At 52.5% G+C, this 20,897-nt stretch carries 21 protein-coding genes and 1 pseudogene; 10 read left to right on the top strand and 12 right to left on the bottom strand.

Translation table 11 applies throughout. The annotated features are described in order from the left end of the window. The first annotated feature begins 387 nt into the window (after positions 1-387). The 3 genes and pseudogenes from J4G78_RS18315 to J4G78_RS18230 form a co-directional block, all read left to right on the top strand. Positions 388-663, top strand: coding sequence for a UDP-N-acetylglucosamine 2-epimerase (locus J4G78_RS18315; protein ID WP_375140343.1), 276 nt, complete (start codon positions 388-390; stop codon positions 661-663). A gap of 127 nt (positions 664-790) precedes the next feature. Beyond that, positions 791-910, top strand: a complete 120-nt coding sequence (locus J4G78_RS18310; RefSeq protein WP_207987708.1) for a hypothetical protein — start codon at positions 791-793, stop codon at positions 908-910. A gap of 15 nt (positions 911-925) precedes the next feature. After that, positions 926-1,129 (top strand): annotated as a pseudogene (locus J4G78_RS18230) (Rossmann-fold NAD(P)-binding domain-containing protein); the annotation flags it as partial. Positions 1,130-1,225: 96 nt separating this feature from the next. Here the strand turns inward: J4G78_RS18230 and J4G78_RS17135 are convergent. Beyond that, the gene (locus J4G78_RS17135; RefSeq protein ID WP_207987707.1) at positions 1,226-2,533 is read right to left on the bottom strand and encodes an O-antigen ligase family protein; all 1,308 of its coding nucleotides are present in this window, start codon (positions 2,531-2,533) and stop codon (positions 1,226-1,228) included. 175 nt (positions 2,534-2,708) lie between these two features. Between J4G78_RS17135 and J4G78_RS17130 the strand changes: the two genes are divergently transcribed. From J4G78_RS17130 to J4G78_RS17120, 3 genes are all read left to right on the top strand, one after another. Further along, positions 2,709-3,587: an HpcH/HpaI aldolase/citrate lyase family protein gene (locus J4G78_RS17130; protein WP_207987706.1), complete on the top strand. Its 879-nt coding sequence runs from the start codon at positions 2,709-2,711 to the stop codon at positions 3,585-3,587. A gap of 96 nt (positions 3,588-3,683) precedes the next feature. Continuing rightward, entirely contained in the window at positions 3,684-5,138 is a 1,455-nt protein-coding gene (locus tag J4G78_RS17125; RefSeq protein WP_207987705.1) for a coniferyl aldehyde dehydrogenase, read from the top strand. Positions 5,139-5,150: 12 nt separating this feature from the next. After that, positions 5,151-6,320 carry a CaiB/BaiF CoA transferase family protein gene (locus J4G78_RS17120; protein WP_207987704.1) on the top strand — a complete coding sequence of 390 codons (1,170 nt, stop codon included), beginning with the start codon at positions 5,151-5,153 and terminating at the stop codon, positions 6,318-6,320. A gap of 30 nt (positions 6,321-6,350) precedes the next feature. On the opposite strand, the gene J4G78_RS17115 is transcribed toward J4G78_RS17120, so the two are convergent. Further along, on the bottom strand, positions 6,351-7,883 hold the full coding sequence (locus tag J4G78_RS17115) for a hypothetical protein (RefSeq protein ID WP_207987703.1): 1,533 nt from the start codon (positions 7,881-7,883) through the stop codon (positions 6,351-6,353). Positions 7,884-8,081: 198 nt separating this feature from the next. Here J4G78_RS17115 and J4G78_RS17110 point away from each other — a divergent pair, with 198 nt between their 5' ends. Continuing rightward, the gene (locus J4G78_RS17110; RefSeq protein WP_207987702.1) at positions 8,082-9,113 is read left to right on the top strand and encodes a glycosyltransferase family 2 protein; all 1,032 of its coding nucleotides are present in this window, start codon (positions 8,082-8,084) and stop codon (positions 9,111-9,113) included. On the opposite strand, the gene J4G78_RS17105 is transcribed toward J4G78_RS17110, so the two are convergent. Together J4G78_RS17105 and J4G78_RS17100 are read right to left on the bottom strand one after the other, a co-directional pair. After that, a complete protein-coding gene (locus J4G78_RS17105; RefSeq protein WP_207987701.1) occupies positions 9,027-9,455 on the bottom strand; it encodes a GtrA family protein in 429 nt (142 codons plus the stop codon). The two genes, J4G78_RS17110 and J4G78_RS17105, sit on opposite strands and share 87 nt — an antisense overlap. A 73-nt stretch (positions 9,456-9,528) precedes the next feature. Then, positions 9,529-10,911 (bottom strand): DEAD/DEAH box helicase, encoded by a 1,383-nt coding sequence (locus tag J4G78_RS17100; RefSeq protein WP_207987700.1) that lies wholly within the window; start codon positions 10,909-10,911, stop codon positions 9,529-9,531. A 492-nt stretch (positions 10,912-11,403) separates the two neighbouring features. Here J4G78_RS17100 and J4G78_RS17095 point away from each other — a divergent pair, with 492 nt between their 5' ends. Further along, positions 11,404-13,200: a gamma-glutamyltransferase family protein gene (locus tag J4G78_RS17095; RefSeq protein ID WP_207990829.1), complete on the top strand. Its 1,797-nt coding sequence runs from the start codon at positions 11,404-11,406 to the stop codon at positions 13,198-13,200. A 4-nt stretch (positions 13,201-13,204) separates the two neighbouring features. Here J4G78_RS17095 and J4G78_RS17090 read toward each other — a convergent pair whose 3' ends face one another. The 7 genes from J4G78_RS17090 to J4G78_RS17060 form a co-directional block, all read right to left on the bottom strand. Then, positions 13,205-13,867 carry a cytochrome b/b6 domain-containing protein gene (locus tag J4G78_RS17090; RefSeq protein ID WP_207987699.1) on the bottom strand — a complete coding sequence of 221 codons (663 nt, stop codon included), beginning with the start codon at positions 13,865-13,867 and terminating at the stop codon, positions 13,205-13,207. A gap of 6 nt (positions 13,868-13,873) precedes the next feature. Next, positions 13,874-14,401: a c-type cytochrome gene (locus J4G78_RS17085; RefSeq protein WP_207987698.1), complete on the bottom strand. Its 528-nt coding sequence runs from the start codon at positions 14,399-14,401 to the stop codon at positions 13,874-13,876. Between the two features lie 111 nt (positions 14,402-14,512). Further along, positions 14,513-15,673 carry an acyl-CoA dehydrogenase family protein gene (locus tag J4G78_RS17080; RefSeq protein WP_207987697.1) on the bottom strand — a complete coding sequence of 387 codons (1,161 nt, stop codon included), beginning with the start codon at positions 15,671-15,673 and terminating at the stop codon, positions 14,513-14,515. After that, positions 15,673-16,530, bottom strand: a complete 858-nt coding sequence (fghA, locus tag J4G78_RS17075; protein WP_243457142.1) for an S-formylglutathione hydrolase — start codon at positions 16,528-16,530, stop codon at positions 15,673-15,675. The genes J4G78_RS17080 and fghA overlap by 1 nt, the downstream gene beginning before the upstream one ends. After that, positions 16,506-16,898 carry a VOC family protein gene (locus J4G78_RS17070; protein WP_207987696.1) on the bottom strand — a complete coding sequence of 131 codons (393 nt, stop codon included), beginning with the start codon at positions 16,896-16,898 and terminating at the stop codon, positions 16,506-16,508. Before J4G78_RS17070 ends, fghA begins: the two co-directional genes overlap by 25 nt. Positions 16,899-16,921: 23 nt before the next feature. Next, entirely contained in the window at positions 16,922-18,031 is a 1,110-nt protein-coding gene (locus J4G78_RS17065; protein WP_207987695.1) for an S-(hydroxymethyl)glutathione dehydrogenase/class III alcohol dehydrogenase, read from the bottom strand. A 106-nt stretch (positions 18,032-18,137) separates the two neighbouring features. Further along, positions 18,138-18,656, bottom strand: a complete 519-nt coding sequence (locus tag J4G78_RS17060; protein WP_243457141.1) for a DUF6456 domain-containing protein — start codon at positions 18,654-18,656, stop codon at positions 18,138-18,140. Positions 18,657-18,744: 88 nt separating this feature from the next. On the opposite strand from J4G78_RS17060, the gene J4G78_RS17055 reads away from it, so the two are divergent. Together J4G78_RS17055 and J4G78_RS17050 are read left to right on the top strand one after the other, a co-directional pair. Further along, entirely contained in the window at positions 18,745-19,308 is a 564-nt protein-coding gene (locus tag J4G78_RS17055; RefSeq protein ID WP_207987694.1) for a helix-turn-helix domain-containing protein, read from the top strand. A gap of 25 nt (positions 19,309-19,333) precedes the next feature. Then, positions 19,334-20,509: a glycosyltransferase gene (locus J4G78_RS17050; RefSeq protein WP_207987693.1), complete on the top strand. Its 1,176-nt coding sequence runs from the start codon at positions 19,334-19,336 to the stop codon at positions 20,507-20,509. Here the strand turns inward: J4G78_RS17050 and J4G78_RS17045 are convergent, their stop codons facing one another. Beyond that, a complete protein-coding gene (locus J4G78_RS17045) occupies positions 20,510-20,890 on the bottom strand; it encodes an MTH938/NDUFAF3 family protein (RefSeq protein WP_207987692.1) in 381 nt (126 codons plus the stop codon). Positions 20,891-20,897: the final 7 nt, after the last annotated feature.

Genomic DNA, 20,897 nt, shown 5'->3' with positions numbered 1-20,897 from the left:
AAGATTTAGACGACGGTCATTATTTGATTCACTATGAATAACATGATGACAAAACCAAAAATTGTGACGATTTTCGGAACTAGACTGGAGGCCATAAAACTTTTTCCTGTCATAAATGCGCTATCGAAGAGCGGCGAATTAGATGTTACTAGCTGCGTTACGGCGCAACACCTAGAAATGCTCGATCAAGTATTGCGATAGCAGACATCAAGCCGGACTATGATTTGGACTTAATGCGGGCTGATCAGAGCCTCGATGAGCTGACAGGCCGCCTGCTGATGGGCATTGGTACACATTGAAACTATTCAGCCTCAATGTGTAATTGAGTAAGGTGATACAGCTACAGCCATCAGCGGAGCGCTCGCAGCATATTATCGCAAAATTCCGGTGAGCCATGTCGAAGCCAGCTTACGCAGTTACAATATCTGTCATCCTTGGCCGGAAGATGTAAATCGCAAAAACATTGGCAATATTGCCGACCAACATTTTGCGCCTACGAAGATGTCTGTAGAAGCAATGATCAAAGAAAATATACCAGATCAGCAAATCACTATCACCGGCAACACGGTCATTGATGCGCTACTATCTACCGTTGAAAAACGTCAAAAATCCTCTATTAAGCGAAGACCTAGGAAATATTCTGATAAAAAATCATCGGAGTAGCCAGCCATCGGCGAGAGAATTTTGGTGATGGTTTGGTAAACATAGCGTCTGCGCTTCGCGAAATTGCCGGCCGGGACGATGTACCCGTATTTCCCGAGTTGACCTCAATCCTAATGTACGCGCCATTATGAACAATGCTCTTGGCGATCTGAATAACGTAATGATGATTGAGCCGCTAGACTATCCTAATTTTATTGCGTTGATCAATAACTGCGCCTTCATGCTGACAGGTAGCAGCGGCGTGTAGGAAGAAGCGCCCGCGTTTGAAGGCACGGGCGCTGAACTGATCGACATCGATGAAGCGCTTGAAAGCTGCCCCGTCATAATCACATTAACTGACCACGACATGTTCAAATCCATTCCGCTGGACGAACGCGCCGCGAAAGTAGTCTATGATACTCGCGGTATTTGGCCGGATCAGCCGGATAATATGAAGGCAGTCAATAAGCTGCAGCTAGCGTGTTAAAGCGAAGTTTTTAGTTCCGGCAGACTGGCCAGGAAATCTCAGTATAAACCGATTAAATGTACTCGCTCACTTACTAATATTTGTAAAGCAGGCCGACTAAGAAGCAGGCGATCTATGCTCATTTCTTTGTCCATCAATGACGGGCCAAAGCAGAAAAACGATAAAAATTGCGATGGTATATGGGTAGAAAAATATACCATCGACTAATGAGAACCCAAACATCGTCGATACAAGCATGGCGGAAATCAGTTTAATGTGAGGCGCGCAATCGCTTGAAACAAAAGACTTGAACGCGATGAGGCTCAACAAAAAGACGAAAAGTCCACCTCCAATCAATCCCCAGTCAAAGAAGAACTGCAATATACTTTGATGGGGATGTTTAAACATCCCATTGGCATGCTCGCTCACAAACTGAAAATTATGCGCGCCATATCCAAAAAACGGCTTATGAGATATCAATCCGACCGTTTCGATCCAAAAATCCAGGCGACCAGACGTTATAGACGCCTCTCCGGTGCTCGAGTCCCATAAGCGCCTCAATGCGCCAAAAAGAGAATCTTTAGGAATGGGCAGCATCAAAGACAAAAAAGCGGCGGCAGTCATCGCGATCGAGCCTCTGATCCAAAATTGTGCGTTGCGCATCTGGTGAAAGCACAGCGTACAAACGCCCAACCCAAATAATAGCCCGAAAACTGGTCCTCGAGAACCAAGCCAAAGCATGATACCTGTGTTGAAAATTATCAGGCCTATGTGAATTAGGGGAGACTGTGTTGGCCGGGCTGCCAGATGCCCAAGACTAAGTGCTATCGCAGGCGCAAATATATAGCCAGTATGGCGCAAGTTTGCATAGCCGGGCAAATGCTCAGCCCAGTTAAAATTGCTGTCCAATCCAGTCCAAAAAACAAATAGCATTATTAACAGGCCGACCATGGCAGATGTCGCCGGCAAAATGACCAAGAAATTTTCCGCATTGAAGGAAACTCCCTTACTCTTAGCCATTAAATGGGCAACAGCAGCAAAAAATAAAACATGGGTGATCCAAAACATCGCGGCGCGGATTGCTAAATCGGGTATGGCGTCGCTGAGAACAGTGGCACCACAGAGAATCACTAACCAACTACCAAGCGCTAGCTTGGCCGCAAAGGGCAACTTCCCGAACGATCTGGTAAGGTTTAGACCATTTAGAACAGCGAGGATGAATATCCCCATCTCCAAAAATAAAGATGGAAGGAAAAACAGCCGCGCTGAAACCTGCCATTGTGAAAAACTCCCATCAAATGACGTCAACATCAATACTCGAACCAAGGGAATACTGACCAGTGCAATCAGCCAATACTTACTTAGCCAATTAAGTAAATTTGTGTTGTTATCAATCCTTTTCTGGCTATTGGTTTGATGCGTCATAGGATCGAGCCTTTTCAAAACCAACATGCCAGTCGGCGAATATCGATCCCAAACCAATACTCGATTTATAGTTAATAATTGGTAAGTCTGCGTTATTATTCTGAGCTTCTACCATGTAGAAATTCATCTTTGTACTGCGACTTGTTGCGCACCAAAAAGATGGTATCGTAGTGCCATGATCAGCCCATCCTTCCGCCCGCGCCGCTCATGCCTGTATATGCCCGCGTCCAACGCGCGGGCGTTGGAGAAAGCTAAAACTCTGGCTGCTGACACGATCATCCTTGATCTCGAAGACGCCGTTGCGCCCGATGCGAAGACCAGCGCGCGCGATGCGGCCTGCCAAGCGCTGGCTGAAGGCGGTTATGGGAATCGGGAAATGATAGTGCGCGTAAACGCCATGGATACGCCCTGGTTCACCGATGACATAAAGAGTATCTGCGCTAGCAATGCGAACGGACTTCTAGTCCCCAAAATTCACAGCGCCGCCGACATTGTTAAAATATCCGGGTTTATCGACCGCGAGGGCGCGCATGGCGACTTGCAACTATGGGCCATGATTGAAATGCCAATTGCGGTGCTCAATATTGCCCAAATTGCAGAGACTGCTTCTGCAACCCGACTTACCACCTTCGTCATGGGATTTAACGATCTTGCCAAGGAAATGCGCGCAGAGCATGATCGCACCCTGTTTACGCCAGCAATCTCGCAAACGATCATGGCCGGACGCGCCTTTGACCTAAACATCCTGGACAGTGTCTATAATGATTTTAAAGACCCCGAAGGTTTTGAACAGGAATGCCGACGGGCCAAGGCCTTTGGCTTTGACGGAAAAACGCTCATTCATCCAGCACAAATTGAGATCGCAAACCGGGAATTCGCGCCGGATGATAGTAAAGTTGCTAAGGCTCGGGCAATAATTGCAGCATTCAAAGATCCTGCCAATGCTGGCAAAGGTGTCATTACTGTTGATGGGAAGATGACTGAGATCCTGCATTTACGACAGGCCGAACAGACGATTGCTTTAGCAGAGGCAATTTCCGCTGCATCTCGATAAGGCGTTCAGCCTCGACAAACCGCAAAAATATGGTTTAAGTGGTCAATTGAAACCAAAATAAAAAAACGCACTCAGGCGTTTTGCAGGAGAAGAGTGATGGAAGCATTGGAAGCAGCAGCTGGCGAAGTCAGCAAGGATGAAATCATGGCAGCGTTTCAGGCGCAGCGCGATGCGTTTCATGCTGAGTTACCTGTCAGTTATGAAACCCGGATGGACCGTATCAACCGTACGGCCCAGATGATTATCGATCACAAAGACGCCCTGTGCGAGGCCGTGTCCAATGATTTTGGCCATCGCAGCTCGGTGCAAACAGTTATGACTGACCTCATGTCGGTCGTTGGCCATGCGAAAGATCACAAGAAAAACCTGCGCAAATGGATGCGTCCTGAAAAACGCAAGACTGACTTTCCGTTAGGCTTGCTGGGTGCCAGCGGGACTGTGGAATATCAACCTAAAGGTGTTGTTGGCGTGATTTCCCCTTGGAATTTCCCGATCAATCTGGCCTTTGACCCAGCCATCGGCGCGTTCGGTGCCGGCAACCGGGTGATTATCAAATTTTCAGAATTCTGCCCAGAAACTGGCGAGCTGGTCAAAAAACTGGTGTCCGAATATTTTGTCCCAGAAGAAATGACCGTCATTACCGGTGGTCCGGAAACGGGCAAAGCCTTTTCCGAAATTCCTTGGGATCACTTGATTTTCACAGGAGGCGGCGGAATTGCCAAACATGTTATGGCCGCGGCGGCAAAGAATCTCACACCGGTTACACTGGAACTCGGCGGCAAGTCACCGACTATTGTCGGACCTGATGCTGACGTCCAAAAAGCTACCCAGCGCATCGCAATGGGTAAGATGATGAATGCTGGTCAAATCTGTTTGGCGCCAGATTATTTGATGGTGCCGCAGGACAAGGAAGAGGCGGTTGTACAGGGCATAACCAACAATGTTACGGAACAGTATCCGACGATGATATCCAATGACGATTACACATCAGTGATCAACGGGCGGCATAAGGAACGTCTGCAGGGCTTGATCGACGACGCGGTTGCCAAAGGCGCAAAGCAGACAGTGGTCAATCCGGGTGACGAAGATTTTGCCAACACCAACAGCAACAAAATGCCGCTGACGGTACTGCAAAATGTGAATGAAGACATGAGGGTCATGCAGGAAGAGATTTTCGGTCCGGTGCTACCAATCAAAACTTATCGCAATCTCGATGAAGTCATCGAATATGTGAACGATCATGATCGTCCCCTGGGGCTCTATTATTTCGGGGAAACGGAGTCCGACAAGCGCAAGGTGCTGGACCGCACCATTTCTGGCGGCGTGACCGTCAACGATGTGATTTTCCACATCGCCCAGCATGACCTACCCTTTGGCGGCGTTGGTCCTTCGGGCATGGGTGCTTATACCGGACCAGATGGCTTCAAGGAGTTCAGCCACGCCAAGGCCGTTTACCGCCAGCCAAAAGTCAACATTGCCAAAATTGCTGGTTTCCTGCCACCTTATGGTTCCGCTACCGAAAAGACCATGAAGCAGCAGATGAAACTCTAAAGTCAGGCGGCTATGGCAGATTTCCCTTTAGCAGGGCTCAAGGTCCTGGATTTTTCACGCGTGGTCGCGGGCCCCTATGCCACCCGGATGCTGTCCGATCTCGGCGCAGAGGTGTTGAAGGTTGAACCGCCGGAAGGCGATGTCACCCGCAAACTCGCCAAGCGGGAAAGCGGGGTCAGTGGCAATTATCTGCAGCTCAATATCGGCAAGCAGAATATCTGCCTGGACCTCAAAGCCCAAGGCGCGCCGGAACTGGTCAGGAAACTGGCGGCAGAGGCCGATATCGTCGTAGAGAATTTCCGCCCAGGCATTATGGATAAATTTGGCATCGGCTGGGAGGGCCTGTCCAGGGTCAATCCGCAACTCATCATGCTGTCCATCTCCGGCTACGGCCAGAACGGGCCAGAGCGTGAAAAGGCGGCCTATGCGCCGGTTCTTCATGCCGAGACCGGCTTGATTGCCCGGCAAGCCCAGATAAGCGGCAGTCATCCCACCGATATTCAGTTTGCCATGGCGGACAGTTATAGTTCCCTGCACGGAATCATCGCGATCCTGTCCGCTTTGCGCACACTCGATCAGACCGGCGAAGGCCAACATATCGATCTGGCGATGCTCAACGTCCTGCATTCAGCTGATGATTACGCTCATTTCGCGCTTGATGATATCTGGCCTAAACCGCCGGAAACTCTGGTCTGGGAAGCACCTGAAGATCGTCAGATTCTGATTGTCGGTGACATGAAGTGGCTCTGGCTGATGTTCTCGACCAAAGACGGCCTTGCAGATCCCACACCCGAGGGCGCGGATATTCCGACCAAGGTAAGGCTGCGCCGCGAAGCGATGGAACAGCATATCCGGTCCCAAGACGGGTTCGAGGCGCTGACTGCGACGCTCGATCGGCTCAACCTGGCTTGGGGCGAAGTGCATCCCTTTGGTCCGGATGTCTATGATCAACCGAGCATCGGGCACCTCGGCACCATAGTCGATGTCACTGATGATGATGGCAATCCCCGCCGGACTGTGCAGTCGCCTTATCGTTTTTCAAAATCGAAGAGCGGTATTGATAGCAACAGCAAAACCGCCAAACGCGGCGAACATAATATCACCGCTCTAAAAAACTGGCTGGGCTTGAGCGACAAAGAAATTTCTCACCTGTCAGACATCAAGGCTCTGCGCGGTGATTGATCGCCACACGAGCGCAATGATTTTCGCGAGCTATTCTGTTGGCTCGGCCGCCTTCATCCGTGTTTGCCGATAAGGCAACATGCTAGCGGCAGCCAAGGGAAGTACCCAAACAAGGCGCATCTGGTATCTGCCTTTTGGTCCTGAAAGCGCGCCACAAATTGCTGCATTTGCGAATATTCCGACGACGATTAATATCGAAAAAACCGCTGGTTTGCTGAGACGACCGGAATGCTTGAAGCTCCGGAATATGAAAATCACCAGAAACAACAAGGCTGCAGCCGACACAATAAACGTAGATATCTCCCAGAAGCTGGTCGGCATGGTGTTTTTATATGCTGCCGATTGCTTTTGCGCGTCGAAATACCTGCCAGGAATCTTGTCTTGATATTGCGCTATTTGCTTGTCGTTATAGTTGAAGTTGGGAAGATTGAAGGTGACGAGCTGCGTCCCGAAGCCACGGAATGACGCAACCAATACTTCAACCGGATATTCTAAAAACACATCCAGAACGAATGCCTTTTCTGTTGCCGCAACCTCGCGTCTTTCACGGTTTGGCAAAGCTTGAAAAAAGCCCGCATCCTTCTCTTTGCTCCAAAGCAATTGATCATGATTGATAACTTTAAAGTCGAGTACTCGGCAAAATTTCAGGTCCTCTGTTCCGCAATGCTTTTCCAGATATTTGTATCCAGGCCCATCATCAATCACTCTCGCGGCAAGAAAAGGCGGCATCACCGGCGCATTGCCCGAATATTTTGTAACGCCCCAATAGAAAACGGATTGCCCCCCAAAGGAAAGCAATATGCTCGTGACAACGACCAGAACAGGCCGCCATCCCGCCTGTAGAAACTTGGTAATATTGCCCAGTATAACCAGCGCCAACAGAGAGACCGTAATCAGAACATTAGTATTGTGAAAAAGCATCGCAGCGAGCAGCAAACCAAACCAGAACAGTCTCTCTGCCCTGCCCTGCCGATCCCAAAATGCCGCCAAATGAACAAAAGACAGCAACCCGAGACCAGCAAAAATATCGGGCATCAAGAAGCCTGAGAAAAAAGCGGCGGAGGAAAGAAAAACAACTAGCAAGCCGATCGATAAAATTCGCATTACCCCCGCACCCCGAGTTCCTTCCGGAACAAAAGCCTTGATCGTCAGCATGATCGCTATCCCGACAATCAGAGATTGAATCACTGCCACCAGCCAAAAATTGCCGAAGATTTGGGCCAGATAAAGAAAAGCGCCATAAAAAACCGAACGACCAGCCAAAGCGACGGGACCATTTTCGATGGAATTAGATGGTTCCGCTTTCACATCTTCATCCGATGTCGGCGTTTCGTCCGAGCCAGCCGCATACCGGTCATGAAACTCATTGGTCCATGCAGATTCGATTCCCGTCAGTTTATAAACGCCAGCATCCGCAGCACGGATATAGCTGGGCGTGTCCGGCATGTAGAATGGCTCGCCATTGATGAATGACGGCCATAATAAAGCCAGCGCCAAAATCATGGTCGACATAGTAGCGTAAAGGGTTGGCCCGAAACCCGTCTTTCCAATTTTGCCCAACATTGGTCTCCGACCATTTACACGAACGTACGGTGAGTGATTATGTCAACACAAAAACTCATTCCAACCCGAATTAGCTGATAACCCAAAATGGTACATATTCAACATGATATGCAGTTCGGGTGCCGGTTTTACCTTTTACAAATTCGTGCATAATAGTTACGACCTGCCGGCAATCATCGGGTGAAGAAAGAGACGATCATGAAATTGATAGTGCAAATTCCCTGTTTCAACGAAGCCGGCACGCTTGAGGAAACAGTCGCAGACATCCCAAAATCAATCGACGGCATCGATACGATCGAAATTTTGATTATAGACGACGGTTCATCAGACGGGACATCCGAGCTGGCTCAAAAACTTGGCGTCCATCACGTTCTTAGAAACAAGCGAAATATGGGTCTCGCCCGAACATTCAAGAAAGGACTGGATCACAGTCTTAGCTTGGGCGCTGATATCATCGTCAATACCGATGGCGACAACCAATATTGCGGCGCGGATATTGCAAAACTGGTGCAACCCATTATCGCGGGAACCGCCGACATAACCATTGGTGACCGGCAAACCTCCACCATCGAGCATTTCTCGCTGGGCAAGAAGCTGTTGCAACGTTTTGGCAGCTGGGTGGTGCGGCGCTTTTCCGAAGTGGATGTTCCCGACGCAGTCAGCGGTTTCCGCGCGATTTCCAGGGAAGCGGCCTTTCGTATCAACATTGTTTCTTCATTTAGCTACACAATCGAGATGCTGATTCAGGTCGGCAAGAAAGGAATAGCCTTCACCAGCGTTCCTGTCCGGACCAATCCCAAAACCAGAGATTCGCGACTGTTTAACAGCGTATTCCGGTTTATCGAGCGATCTGGAACGACGCTTTTGCGGATGTATTCCATGTATCAGCCCCTCCGGGTTTTCACCCTGATTGGCATAGTTATCGGGCTTATCGGCGCTATTCCAATGGTAAGATTTCTCTATTTCTATTTGTTTGCGTCCGGCGAAGGCAAGATCCAGTCGCTGGTGATCGGGTCAGCCTTCCTGATCGTCGGCGTGCTGACATTTATTCTGGGTTTGATGGCGGACCTGATCAGTCATAACCGGCAACTTATCGAAATATCACTAGAAAAACTAAGGCATCTGGAGGATGCGCAAAAGGCCCTATTGGCTGACACCCGCCCCGGCATTGTCGAAGAGTCTGCGATACCAGAAAAACTTGAGGATAGTCGCGGTCGTCAGGATGGCTAGCAATGCCAGAATATAGGATATGCCAAAAAACTCGTGCAAAACGAGGAACAAGACATATTCGGAGGTCCGAAACGCGAGACTGCTAAGTGCAAATTTAACGAAATCATCCCGCACGGAGGCAGCGCTATCAAATACAAGACGGCGCAGCGACAGGAAATTGATCAGATAGGCAACGACAAACGCGACGAGTACCGCGATCTTTTCCTGAACCCCCAATATCTCATGCAGAAATATCGGAATCCCAAGCGTGATCGTAGCACTTGTCGCGCTCACTATGACGAATTTCTGAATTTGGCGCCAAGTCCGTTTGTCAGCCAGCCGGTTTAGCAAACTCGCTATCATCTTAGCAAACCTCGGTTTTCTTATCAGAAGCGAAACTCGTCACAAAAAGCCCTTATCGCATAGATATTGTTATTCAAGCATCCGCTTTGCGCGCCTGGCGCCGCTTGAATGATTTTGCGCCATTGTTCCAATGCTTCGGGCCGTCGCTCTTTGGTTTTGAACCCGGCCCACCCCGGCCATTGCCACCGCGACCACCGCCGCCTGGGCGACCTTTGCGAGAACTATGCTTATTCTTGGAAGGACCGCCACGGGTCGGCTTCGCGCCATATTTCTTTGGCTTTTGGCCATAGATACGGGGCGCTACTTCTTCGCGAGGTGGTTCGTCATAGCCTTCGGGTAGCTCAACCACTTCCGGTTTCACGCCGGTTAGCTTTACCACATCGCGCAGGAACTGGCGTTCATCCGGTGCCACCATCGAGTAGGAAATACCGGAGGCCCCTGCCCGTGCAGTACGCCCGATGCGGTGAACATATTGCTCCGGCACGTTGGGCATATCAAAGTTGATCACGTGGCTGACCCCGTCAACATCGATACCGCGCGCGGCAATGTCCGTCGCGACGAGAATATTGATCTTGCCCTTGCGGAAATCACCCAAAGCACGTTCGCGCTGTGGCTGGCTCTTGTTACCGTGAATGGCAGCGCTGTGGATACCGACGGCATTCAGGTTTTTCACAACCTTGTCCGCGCCATGTTTGGTTTGGGTAAAGACCAGCATGTGATCCGGGTTTTCCTGGTTCACAAAGTCTTTTAACAAACGCTGCTTATCATCTTGATTAATATAGGTAACGCGCTGGTCAACCCGCTCAGCGGTTGTCGATTGCGGTGCAACAGAAACCTGGACCGGATTGGTCAGGAACTGGTCTGCCAGTTGAGAAATGGTCTTAGGCATGGTTGCCGAGAAGAACAGGCTCTGACGCTTTTTCGGAAGCAACGGAACGATCTTTTTCAGCGGAACGATGAAACCGAGGTCAAGCATTTGATCCGCCTCGTCGAGCACCAATATCTCAACCTTGCTGAGGTCTAGGCAGCGTTGATCGACGAGGTCCAGCAAACGGCCGGGGGTTGCGACAAGCACATCCACGCCGCGCTGCAAAATGCGTTTTTGCCGGTTGATCGGAACACCGCCAAAAGCAGACGTTACATACATGCCAAGGCCTTTGGAATAGCCGGTCATGCTATCGGCAATCTGCCGCGCCAATTCGCGCGTCGGTGCGAGTACCAGCATCCGGCATTCATTGCGGCCAGGCTTGCGCTTGTTGTTCAACAGGTGATGGATAGAAGGCAGCGAGAAAGCAGCGGTCTTGCCGGTGCCGGTCTGTGCGATGCCAAGAATATCCTTGCCTTCCAGCGCTGGCGGAATGGCCTGCTGCTGAATGGGGGATGGTTTGGTGTAGCCGCCTTCGGCCACACGCGTTTGAATTGGTTTCGCCAGAGCGAAATCAGAAAATAAAGTCAAAAATAATACCTTAAAAATAGCAGCGAGTGTTACGGCACAGCATCATTGCTATGCGCGCGTCCGCCGTCGGTTAAGACGACCCGCGTGATCAGGCTGCCGGGAAATAAAAGAGCAATGAGGCGAGGTTCGAGATAAACTTTTCATCTCTCACGCAGAACTTTCGCCAGACAGTTATCTGCCTTTGCTGTGATGCTAAATAGGATCAAATGATATCAAGTCAAGTTTTTTGTGCACCGCAACATACCTGCATCTTGCCCAAACAGGCTATGAAAGCCCCTGTAAATACTGCTTTCCTACATTGATGGCATGCGTATAGATTGTCTGTGACGCTGTTCGTTCCTTTAAGAGCCTGATTTTGACTTTTTCGGCCAGACATGTCGCGATTTTTCAGTCGATTCTGTGTCGAAGCTGTATAAACTGTCAGGAATTCGGGCTCTAATATGAACGAATCAAATTGTACCAGAGGATTAGGGTTAGGGGTTGCAGGATATGATGAAACGGTTTTTGGCTTTTACCGCGGCGGCGGCTTTGTCCTTTTCTCCGGCAGCGGCGCAACAGACAGCAGCAGAAAGCGGCGTTCAGAAACCCGTCCTTGAAATTGGCGGCGGCGGGCGTCCGGTTGGCGAAGCCTGGGCCCGCAGCCCCGTCTACGCAGCAAACGGGATGGCCGCGACCGCCCATCCGCTGGCCAGCCAGATCGCGATTGATATCCTCAAGAAAGGTGGCACTGCGGTTGATGCAGCCATTGCCGCCAATGCGGCGCTTGGGCTTATGGAACCGACCGGCAACGGCATTGGCGGGGACCTGTTTGCGATTATCTGGGACCCCAAGACCCAGAAGCTTTACGGCCTGAACGCGTCTGGCAAAAGTCCGATGGGCACCTCCTATGACGAGTTTATCAAACAGCTGGATGGCCGCAAAACCATTCCGCCCTTCGGTCCGCTGCCGGTCACTGTGCCTGGAACGGTGGATGGCTGGTTTGAGATGCATGAGCGCTTTGGCAAGCTGAGCATGGCCGATATCCTCGCGCCCACAATTGACTATGCCAATGAAGGGCATCCGATTGCGCCAGTGATCGGCTATTATTTCGGCCGCAATCTCAAGCGTTTTGAAGAAAATCTCGATATGATCGGGGAGTTTGACAATGCCCGCGCGACCTATTTTGCAGATGGTCCGCCTGAGGAAGGCAAGATTTTCAAAAATCCGGATCTCGCCAGCACCTTGACCAAAATTGGCCAAGGCGGGCGTGATGTGTTTTACAAGGGCGAGATTGCCCGGACGATGGACGCCTATTTCAAACGCATTGGCGGCAATTTGCGCTACGAAGATTTTGCAGCGCATAGCAGCATATGGGTGGAACCGGGCTGTGTGACCTATCGCAAGGGCTATGAATTGTGTGAACTTCCACCGAACAGCCAGGGCTTTGCGGCGCTGCAAATGGCTAATATCCTCAAAAATATCGACCTGGCGCAATATCCGCGCGGCAGCGCCGAAGTGCTGCATTATATCACCGAAGCCAAGCGGCTCGCTTTTGAGGATGTCGCGCGCTTTTATGCCGATCCCGACATGTCCCCCGCCCCGCTCGACTGGCTGCTATCGGATGAGTATGGCAAAGAGCGGTTCGCGCTGATTGATCCTGCCAAGGCCTCACCGGAATTTGGCCCCGGCGAGCCCAAGCTGGAGGGCGAAGGTGACACGACCTATCTGACGGTTGCCGACAAGGACGGCATGATGGTCTCGCTGATCCAGTCCAACTATCGCGGGATGGGCAGCGGTCTGGTTGCCGATGGACTGGGCTTCATGTTTCAGGATCGCGGAGAGCTCTACTCGCTCGATCCCGCCCATCCCAATGTCTATGCGCCGGGCAAACGTCCGTTCCAGACAATCATTCCCGCCTTCATGAAAAAGGATGGCCAGCCCTATATGTCCTTCGGCCTGATGGGCGGCGGCATGCAGCCGCAGGGCCATGTGCAGGTGATGATCAACATGGTCGATTATAGCATGAACCTGCAGCAAGCAGGTGATGCCGCGCGCCTCAACCATGATGGTGGGCGGCAACCGACCGATGATCTGACGGGCACGGGGGCAGACCTGCTCGGCACGCTGCATGTCGAGCCGGGCATTTCAGAGGAGACGGTGGAGCGGCTCAAGGCGATGGGCCACAAGGTCAAGCGAGTGGATAATGGTGTGATGTTTGGCGGCTATCAGGCGGTCGTCCGCGATCCCGAGACCGGGGTCTATATCGGCGCCACCGAGATGCGGAAGGACGGGCAGGCGCTGGGCTATTAGACGCTTAACCGGCGTTCATAACCGCGTACAGACTGCCCGCAACGATTGCGATGCTGGCGATCAGGGCGACGGGGCGGACATTGACGACCGACGCTGGCTCGACATCGTTCCGGTGACCGGTGACCATCGGGCGGATGAGATTGTCTTTCAGAACCCACCGGTAGATGGCGATGGCGACGATATGCAGCGCAATCAACGCCACCAGGATATCAAAGTTCAATTCATGAATATCGGCAATATCCCGGCCCGTGCTAAAACTGATCAGAATGGACAGGGGACCGGATTCCAGCCCGTCCACATCGACGGTGAACAGGCCGGTTCCGACCTGCACGGATAGCGCGGCGAGCAGAGCGAAAACGCTCAAACTGCCGAGCGGGCTATGCCCGAAAGAGGGACGGTGCCGTCCCGCAAACAGATCGCGGACATAAGCGGGTACCGCCGCCAACCGCTTGATCATCGGCACGAACCGCGCGGTCCAGCTGCCGATGATACCCCAGATCAGGCGGAACAGGATCACCGCAAACAGGGTCAGCCCCAGTCGCCGGTGCCAGTCCATCATCCCCTCTTCGGCCGTCCACCACATGAGCGGGAGGAGCAGGACGATCAGCCAGTGAAACAGGCGGATCGTCCAGTCCCAGACCAGTGTCTGCCCGGCCTTTGAAGTCATCGCAGGCTAGTCGTCCAGACGATAATCGTCATGACAGGCTTTGCAGGTGCCGCCGGTAGTCTTGAACGCCTCGCCAATGGCCGCGATATCGCCGCCCTGCGCCACGGTGTTCAGATTTGCCGCGGCTTCCTGCATATTGCCGACTTTCTCTTGGAAGTCTGCCATATTCTCCCAGATAGCGGGGAGCGCGTCTGTTTCGACACCGGACTCAGGACCGCTGCCCTCCGGCCACCAGTCCGCCATGCCTTCTGTGGCTTCCGGAACCGCAGCGGCGGCTTCCTGAATGATGGCGATATCGGGGGTGCTGGCTTTCAGCTGATCGCTGATCGCCTTGAATGCATCGCCTACTTTTTCAAGTTGGCCCTGCCGCGCTTCAATCTGTTCCTTGATCGTCATGCCATTGGGCAATTCTGCGCTGGCCGCTTCACTGGAGGCCTCTGGAGCCGCTTCTGATCCCCCACCGTCGCCACATGCACTGAGTAACATTATCGTTGCGATAGCCGGAGCTACAATCTTTACCCTAAGCGTTTTCATCAAGGCCTCCATATCTTTTCTGGTCCCAACGAATGTCGGGATTGAGGAGAATTACAGGAAAATGGCCGATCTGGCCAGTCCTGATAAGATGAATATCACTTGGGAAAACTGCTAGTAAGAGCGCGGCAGGTCGAGAACATGCTCCGCCAGATAGGACAGGATCAGGTTCGTTGAGATCGGCGCGATCTGGTAGAGCCGTGTCTCGCGCCACTTGCGTTCGATGTCATAATCCTCGGCAAAAGCGAAACCGCCATGGGTCTGCATGCACGCTTCGCCTGCCGCCCATGAGGCTTCGGATGCCAGCATTTTTGCCATATTCGCTTCTGCGGCCATGGGTTCTCCAGCTTCGAACATCGTGGCCGCTTTGCGTACCATCAGGTCTGCCGCTTCGGTTTGCGCATAGCTGCGCGCGATCGGGAATTGCACGCCCTGATTCTGGCCGATCGGGCGATCGAACACCTCCCGCTCGCTGGCATAATGCGATGCCTTGGCGGTGAACCAGCGCGCATCGCCGATGCATTCGGCGGCAATCAAAACCCGCTCCGCATTCATGCCGTTCAGGATATAGCGCAGCCCCTTGCCTTCCTCGCCAATGATATTTTCCGCCGACACACGCAGGTCGTCAAAATACACCTCGGTCGTACTGTGATTGATCATGGTGCGGATCGGCTTGATCGTCAGGCCATTCCCCACCGCTTCGCGCATATCGACGATGAAGACAGACAAGCCGTCCGTCCGTTTGCGCACCTGATCCTGCGGCGTCGTGCGGGCCAGCAAGACCATCAGGTCGCTATATTCCGCGCGGCTGGTCCAGACTTTCTGGCCATTGATCACATAATCATCACCATCGCGCACGGCGGTGGTTTTCAGACCCAATGTATTGGTCCCGCTGCCCGGCTCGGTCACGCCAAAGGCTTGCAGACGCAGTTCGCCGGTCGCGATTTTGGGAAGATATTGCTGCTTCTGCGCCTCGCTGCCATCCCGCAATATCGTGCCCATGATATACATTTGCGCATGGCAGGCGCTCGCATTGCAGCCGCTGCTGTGAATTTCCTCAAGGATCGCGGCGGCGGCGGAAAGCCCCAGACCGCTCCCGCCATATTGCTCGGGGATCAGCGCGGCGAGAAAGCCCGCTTTGGTGAGGGCGTCGACAAATTCCCCGGGATAGGCGCGTGCCCGGTCTTTCTCGCGCCAATAGCTGCCGGGGAAATCGCTGCACAAGGCGCGCACCGCTTCGCGCATTTGCGCTATTTCCGGCGTGTCATTCCACATCACAGTCGCTCCGCATGCCAGCGCAAATGATCGTCCATGAAGGTCGAGATGGTGAAATAGCTATGATCATATCCTTCGCGCATGTTCAGCGTCAGAGGAATAGCGGCCCGTTCGCAGGCCGCCACTAACAAATCTGGTTTGAGCTGCTCTTCAAGAAACTGGTCTGCCGTGCCCTGATCGACAAGAATATTGGCGACCCGCGCACCGTCCTCGATCAACGCGCAGGCATCATAATCGCGCCAAGTCGATTGATCGGTACCAAGATAACCGCCCAGAGCCTTGTGTCCCCAAGGACAATTAAGCGAGGAGACAATCGGCGCAAAAGCCGAAACACTTTTGAACCGATCGGGATTGCGCAACCCGATGGTCAGGGCACCGTGGCCGCCCATGCTGTGACCAAATATGCCTTGCCGCTCCATATCTGCTGGAAATTGTTGCGCAATCAGTGCGGGTAATTCTTGCTCAATATAGCTGCGCATCCGGAAGTTGGCAGCCCAGGGTTCTTCGGTCGCATTGACGTAAAAACCCGCGCCTTGCCCCATATCATAGGCTTCATCGTCCGGCACGCCTTCACCGCGTGGTGATGTATCGGGGCAGACAATGATCAGCCCCAATTCACTGGCCAACCGGCGATATTCACCTTTGTCCATGACGTTGGCATGGGTGCAGGTCAGGCCAGACAGATACCAAAGCACTGGCAGCTTCACACCATCCTCACGCCCCGGTACAAAGACCGCAAAGGTCATATCCGTTTTGGTTTCGGCGGAGGCATGGGAATAAACCCCCTGCACGCCGCCGAACGCCTTATTCTCGGAAATTGTCGTCAGACTGCTCATCCGGGCCGATACATAGCGCATAACTTATGACCATCGGGATCGCGGACATAAGACAAGTGCATCTGACCCATGGTCGAATCCCTTGGGCCCGGAGGATCTTCGATTGACTTGGCGCCATTGTCGACGGCGACATCGTGAAACTCTTTCACTTGCTCTGGCGAGGAGCAAGCAAAACCAACTGTTGCGCCGTTGGCAACAGTCGCAGGCTCTCCGTCAATCGGCTGACTGACGCTAAATATGCCCCCGTTGTGAATATAGAAAAGCCGGGTCGTGCCGTCTTCTTTGACATCTACCATCGGCTCACCGGCGCCCAGCGTTGCAAGCACCGCGTTATAAAATGACTTTGATCTTTCAATGTCGTTGGAACCGACCATGATGTGACTGAACATATCTCTCTCCTTAATTGAACGTTTTAGAAAACCACAACGCTGCGAATGCTCTTGCCCGCATGCATCAAATCAAAACCCTTGTTAATCTCGTCGAGAGTCAGCGTGTGCGTGATCATCGGATCAATCTCGATCTTGCCGTTCACATACCAGTCGACAATCTTCGGGACATCGGTCCGCCCGCGGGCGCCGCCAAAGGCGGTGCCTTTCCAGACCCGGCCAGTGACCAGTTGAAACGGTCGGGTTGCGATTTCCTTGCCCGCCTCCGCGACACCAATAATGATGCTCTCGCCCCAGCCGCGATGACAGGCTTCCAATGCTTGGCGCATCACGTCGGTACTGCCTGTGCAATCGAACGTATAATCTGCGCCGCCATCGGTCAGCGCGACCAGATGCTCGACAATATCACCGCTGACATCTTTCGGATTGACGAAATGTGTCATCCCGAATTTCCGTCCCCATTCTTCTTTGTCAGCGTTCAGATCAACGCCGATAATCTTGTCCGCGCCGACCATGCGAGCGCCTTGAATAACGTTCAGCCCAATGCCGCCCAAACCAAAGATTATGACATTCGAACCTGGCTCAACCTTTGCCGTGTTTGTTACCGCACCAACGCCGGTAGTCACCCCGCAACCGATGTAGCAGCTCTTGTCAAACGGCGCATCGGTGCGGATTTTTGCCACCGCAATTTCAGGCAGCACAATAAAGTTCGAGAAGGTGGAGCAACCCATATAATGATAGATGGCTTCGCCTTTATAAGACATGCGGCTCGTGCCATCCGGCATCAACCCTTGTCCCTGCGTCGACCGAATGGCCGTGCACAAGTTGGTTTTACCGGATAGACAGGATTTACACTGGCGACATTCCGGCGTGTAGAGCGGGATCACATGATCATCAGGCGCAACGGACGTCACGCCCGGGCCGATTTCACGCACGATGCCGGCGCCTTCATGACCCAACACGCTGGGAAACTTGCCTTCGCTGTCGAGACCATCCAGCGTGTAGGCATCGGTGTGGCAAATACCGGTTGCCATGATCTCGACCAGCACTTCGCCAGCTTTCGGACCTTCTAAATCCAGCTCGACAATTTCCAGCGGTTTTTTGGCTTCGAATGCCACTGCGGCGCGGGTTTTCATGGGACGGTATTTCCTATCGATCAATTTGAAAATCACCTTAACTCATAGCCGCATGCAATCAACCGGATTTGGGCGTTCATGATCATTATTGGAAAAGTTGGACTTCTCAGGGCAAGCGGTAAAAATCACCCAACCGATCCAAAGCGATTTTCAAAACCAGTTTCCCAGATCGTGCAGGCCAGCCGAGATGCTTTTCTGCTGTCGGAACGCCCTCGCCTGCGCAGATGATTCGCCAAGCAATGTCGCAAAGGTCCCTGCCCAGATAGGCGATCGCGTTGTCGAAACGCTGCTTCGCCGCAATCTGCGCTTCGGTAGCATTCAGCATATCGGGCGCCGCGCGGCGTCCATCGGTCGGCGGCGTGCTGTTCCAGCTCATGGTGACATTGGGCGCTAAACTGGCCCGTTCCCAATCCGCGTGCAATTTCTCTCCGCTGTCAAACTGCCGATCCGTCAGATGCCCCCGCGCACGAAGCCAACTTAACGGAGATTCTGAAACATTGACTGTCACGCTGCGTGCGGGATGCTTTTTACTTCGACCCTTTGCGCAATATTTTCCATCTCGGGCAAGGGGGTGTTCCGCTAATATACGCGGGTCTGAAAATTTATCTGTTCTGGTTGAGGACATAGCAAGCTCCGTTTCAAATGATCCGAATTCCCCTTGCCATTATGGCTAACATGTAGGAAAGAAGAAACCATATAGGTTGGAGATGATAATGATTAGCCGCATAAGAGATGTCCGCAAGGCAAAGGGACTTACACTGGATGATGTCGCGAAACGCTGTGATCCGCCAACGACAGCTCAAACTATTGGACGGCTGGAAACCGGGATGCGGACACTATCATTGGATTGGTTGAACCGAATCGCTGATGCGCTTGCCGTTGATAGCGCGGAATTGCTTGCTCTGCCTGATCAGGATGAATTACCGGTGGCCGCGATGCTTGATCACAAAGGTGCCCACGCGCTCAAGAAGACTGAGAGCATCTCTCAGCCGACCATAGAAACAGCCATGGTCGCCCTACGTGTGAAAAGCAGCATTGGCGATTATCGCGCAGGAGATGACGTGTGGCTATCACGCCGGACGCCAGATCAATATAGCACCGCGCTGAACCGCGACATATTAGTGCCGCGTCCGGCGGGACGATTCCTTTTCGGCCGCCTGATCGGACGAGAAGGTGACATGATACAGATTTTACCATTGGGGAGCGGTGCACGGCAACAGGTGGTCAAAGATCCGGAATGGATTGGAGTTGCGGTGCGTCTGGTAAGGGCACTGTAACGGCTTTACGTCAACCCAGCTCTGCATGACCCGCCCCCTCAACATATTGACGCTATCGACATTGTTTCCCAATGCCGCGTCACCCAATTTTGGTATATTTGTTGAACGCCAAACGGCGGAACTGGCCAGCAGGCCGAATGCCGATGTGACAGTCATCAATCCAATCGGGATACCTCCACCGCCGTTCCGAGCGCTGGCCCCTTATAGCGCGCTGTCCGCTTTGCCTGATCACGAACGGTGGCGCGGGCTTAATGTTCACCGTCCGCGTTTTACCTTAATCCCGAAATTCGGTGGTGCCAAAAATCCTGAACGAATTGCAGCAGCCATCCTGCCGCTTCTCCAAAAGCTCCATAGTCAAAAACCATTTGATCTGATTGATGCGGAGTTTTTCTATCCTGATGGTCCCGCCGCGATGTTGCTATCCGAAGCAATGAATATTCCTTTCACCATAAAAGCCCGCGGTGCCGACATCCATCATTGGGGCAGTAATCCGAAATGCCTGCCGCAAATCTTATCGGCCGCTGACAAAGCAGCAGGCCTGCTTGCTGTATCCGATGCGTTGAAGCGGGATATGAAAGAGATTGGCATGGACGGCAACAAGATCACGCTCCATTACACCGGCCTTGATCAAGAGAAGTTCAGGCCAGTGGATCGCGCGGCGGCCAAACGAAAACTCAACATCACCGGGCCATTATTCATTTGTGTCGGCGCGCTTATCAAGCGCAAGAATCAGGCGCTTGTGATCAATGCCATGACATCCTTTCCCGACGCCACCCTGATACTCGCAGGGACAGGCGAGGAAGAAAAGGCCTACCGTGCATTGGCGGACAGATTGAAGGTTGCTGATCGCGTCCGCTTTTTAGGCAATGTCCCGCATGATGATGTACCAAAGCTGGTCGCAGCAGCAGACATTTCTATCCTGCCGTCTAAATCCGAAGGACTCGCCAATGCATGGGTCGAGTCGCTTTCCTGCGGCACACCGATCATAATCAGCGAAGCAGGCGGAGCCCGGGAATTGGTCCGCTCCGATATTGCCGGAAAGATTATAGAACAAGAGCGTTTGGCGGTCGTTGAAGCCATCAAATCCATCTTGGCTAATCCGCCAGATCAGCATGCCGTTCGTGCAACCGTAAGTCATTTCAGCTGGAAAAATAATGGCGACGCGCTGATAAATCTGTTCGGCGATGTTGCTCGAAAATGATTAGCGTAGCGGCATAAACGCGCCGATTATCCAGCGTTCTTCGGCGCGTAACACACCCCAGGCACGTGCAGCGGCGCGGCTATCCATAACCTCAATACCCAGTTTTGCGGCTTCTGCGGCGCGGCGAAAGGATGCAGTCGGTTGCTCCATCTTCGAACCACTACCAAATAACAGAAATTCGGGCGCTGGTGACAGATCAAGCGCCGCAATGATATCCGTCAAATTTAGATTATTGCGCCCCGGCATGTCCCAAGACAACGCCTGTTCCGGCGAAAGCAACAAGCCACTGTCAAAACGCTGGTCACCAATCTTATAGCCATTGGGCGTAAAGCCAGTGACTATTGGCCCTTCAAAATCAACGTCACGTCTGAGTTCAACCATTAATGTT

The sequence above is a fragment of the Parasphingorhabdus cellanae genome (assembly GCF_017498565.1).
Classification (GTDB): Bacteria; Pseudomonadota; Alphaproteobacteria; order Sphingomonadales; family Sphingomonadaceae; genus Parasphingorhabdus; species Parasphingorhabdus cellanae.
The sequence above is the reverse complement of the archived record's forward strand: the minus strand, read 5'-3'. Positions and strand labels throughout refer to the sequence as shown.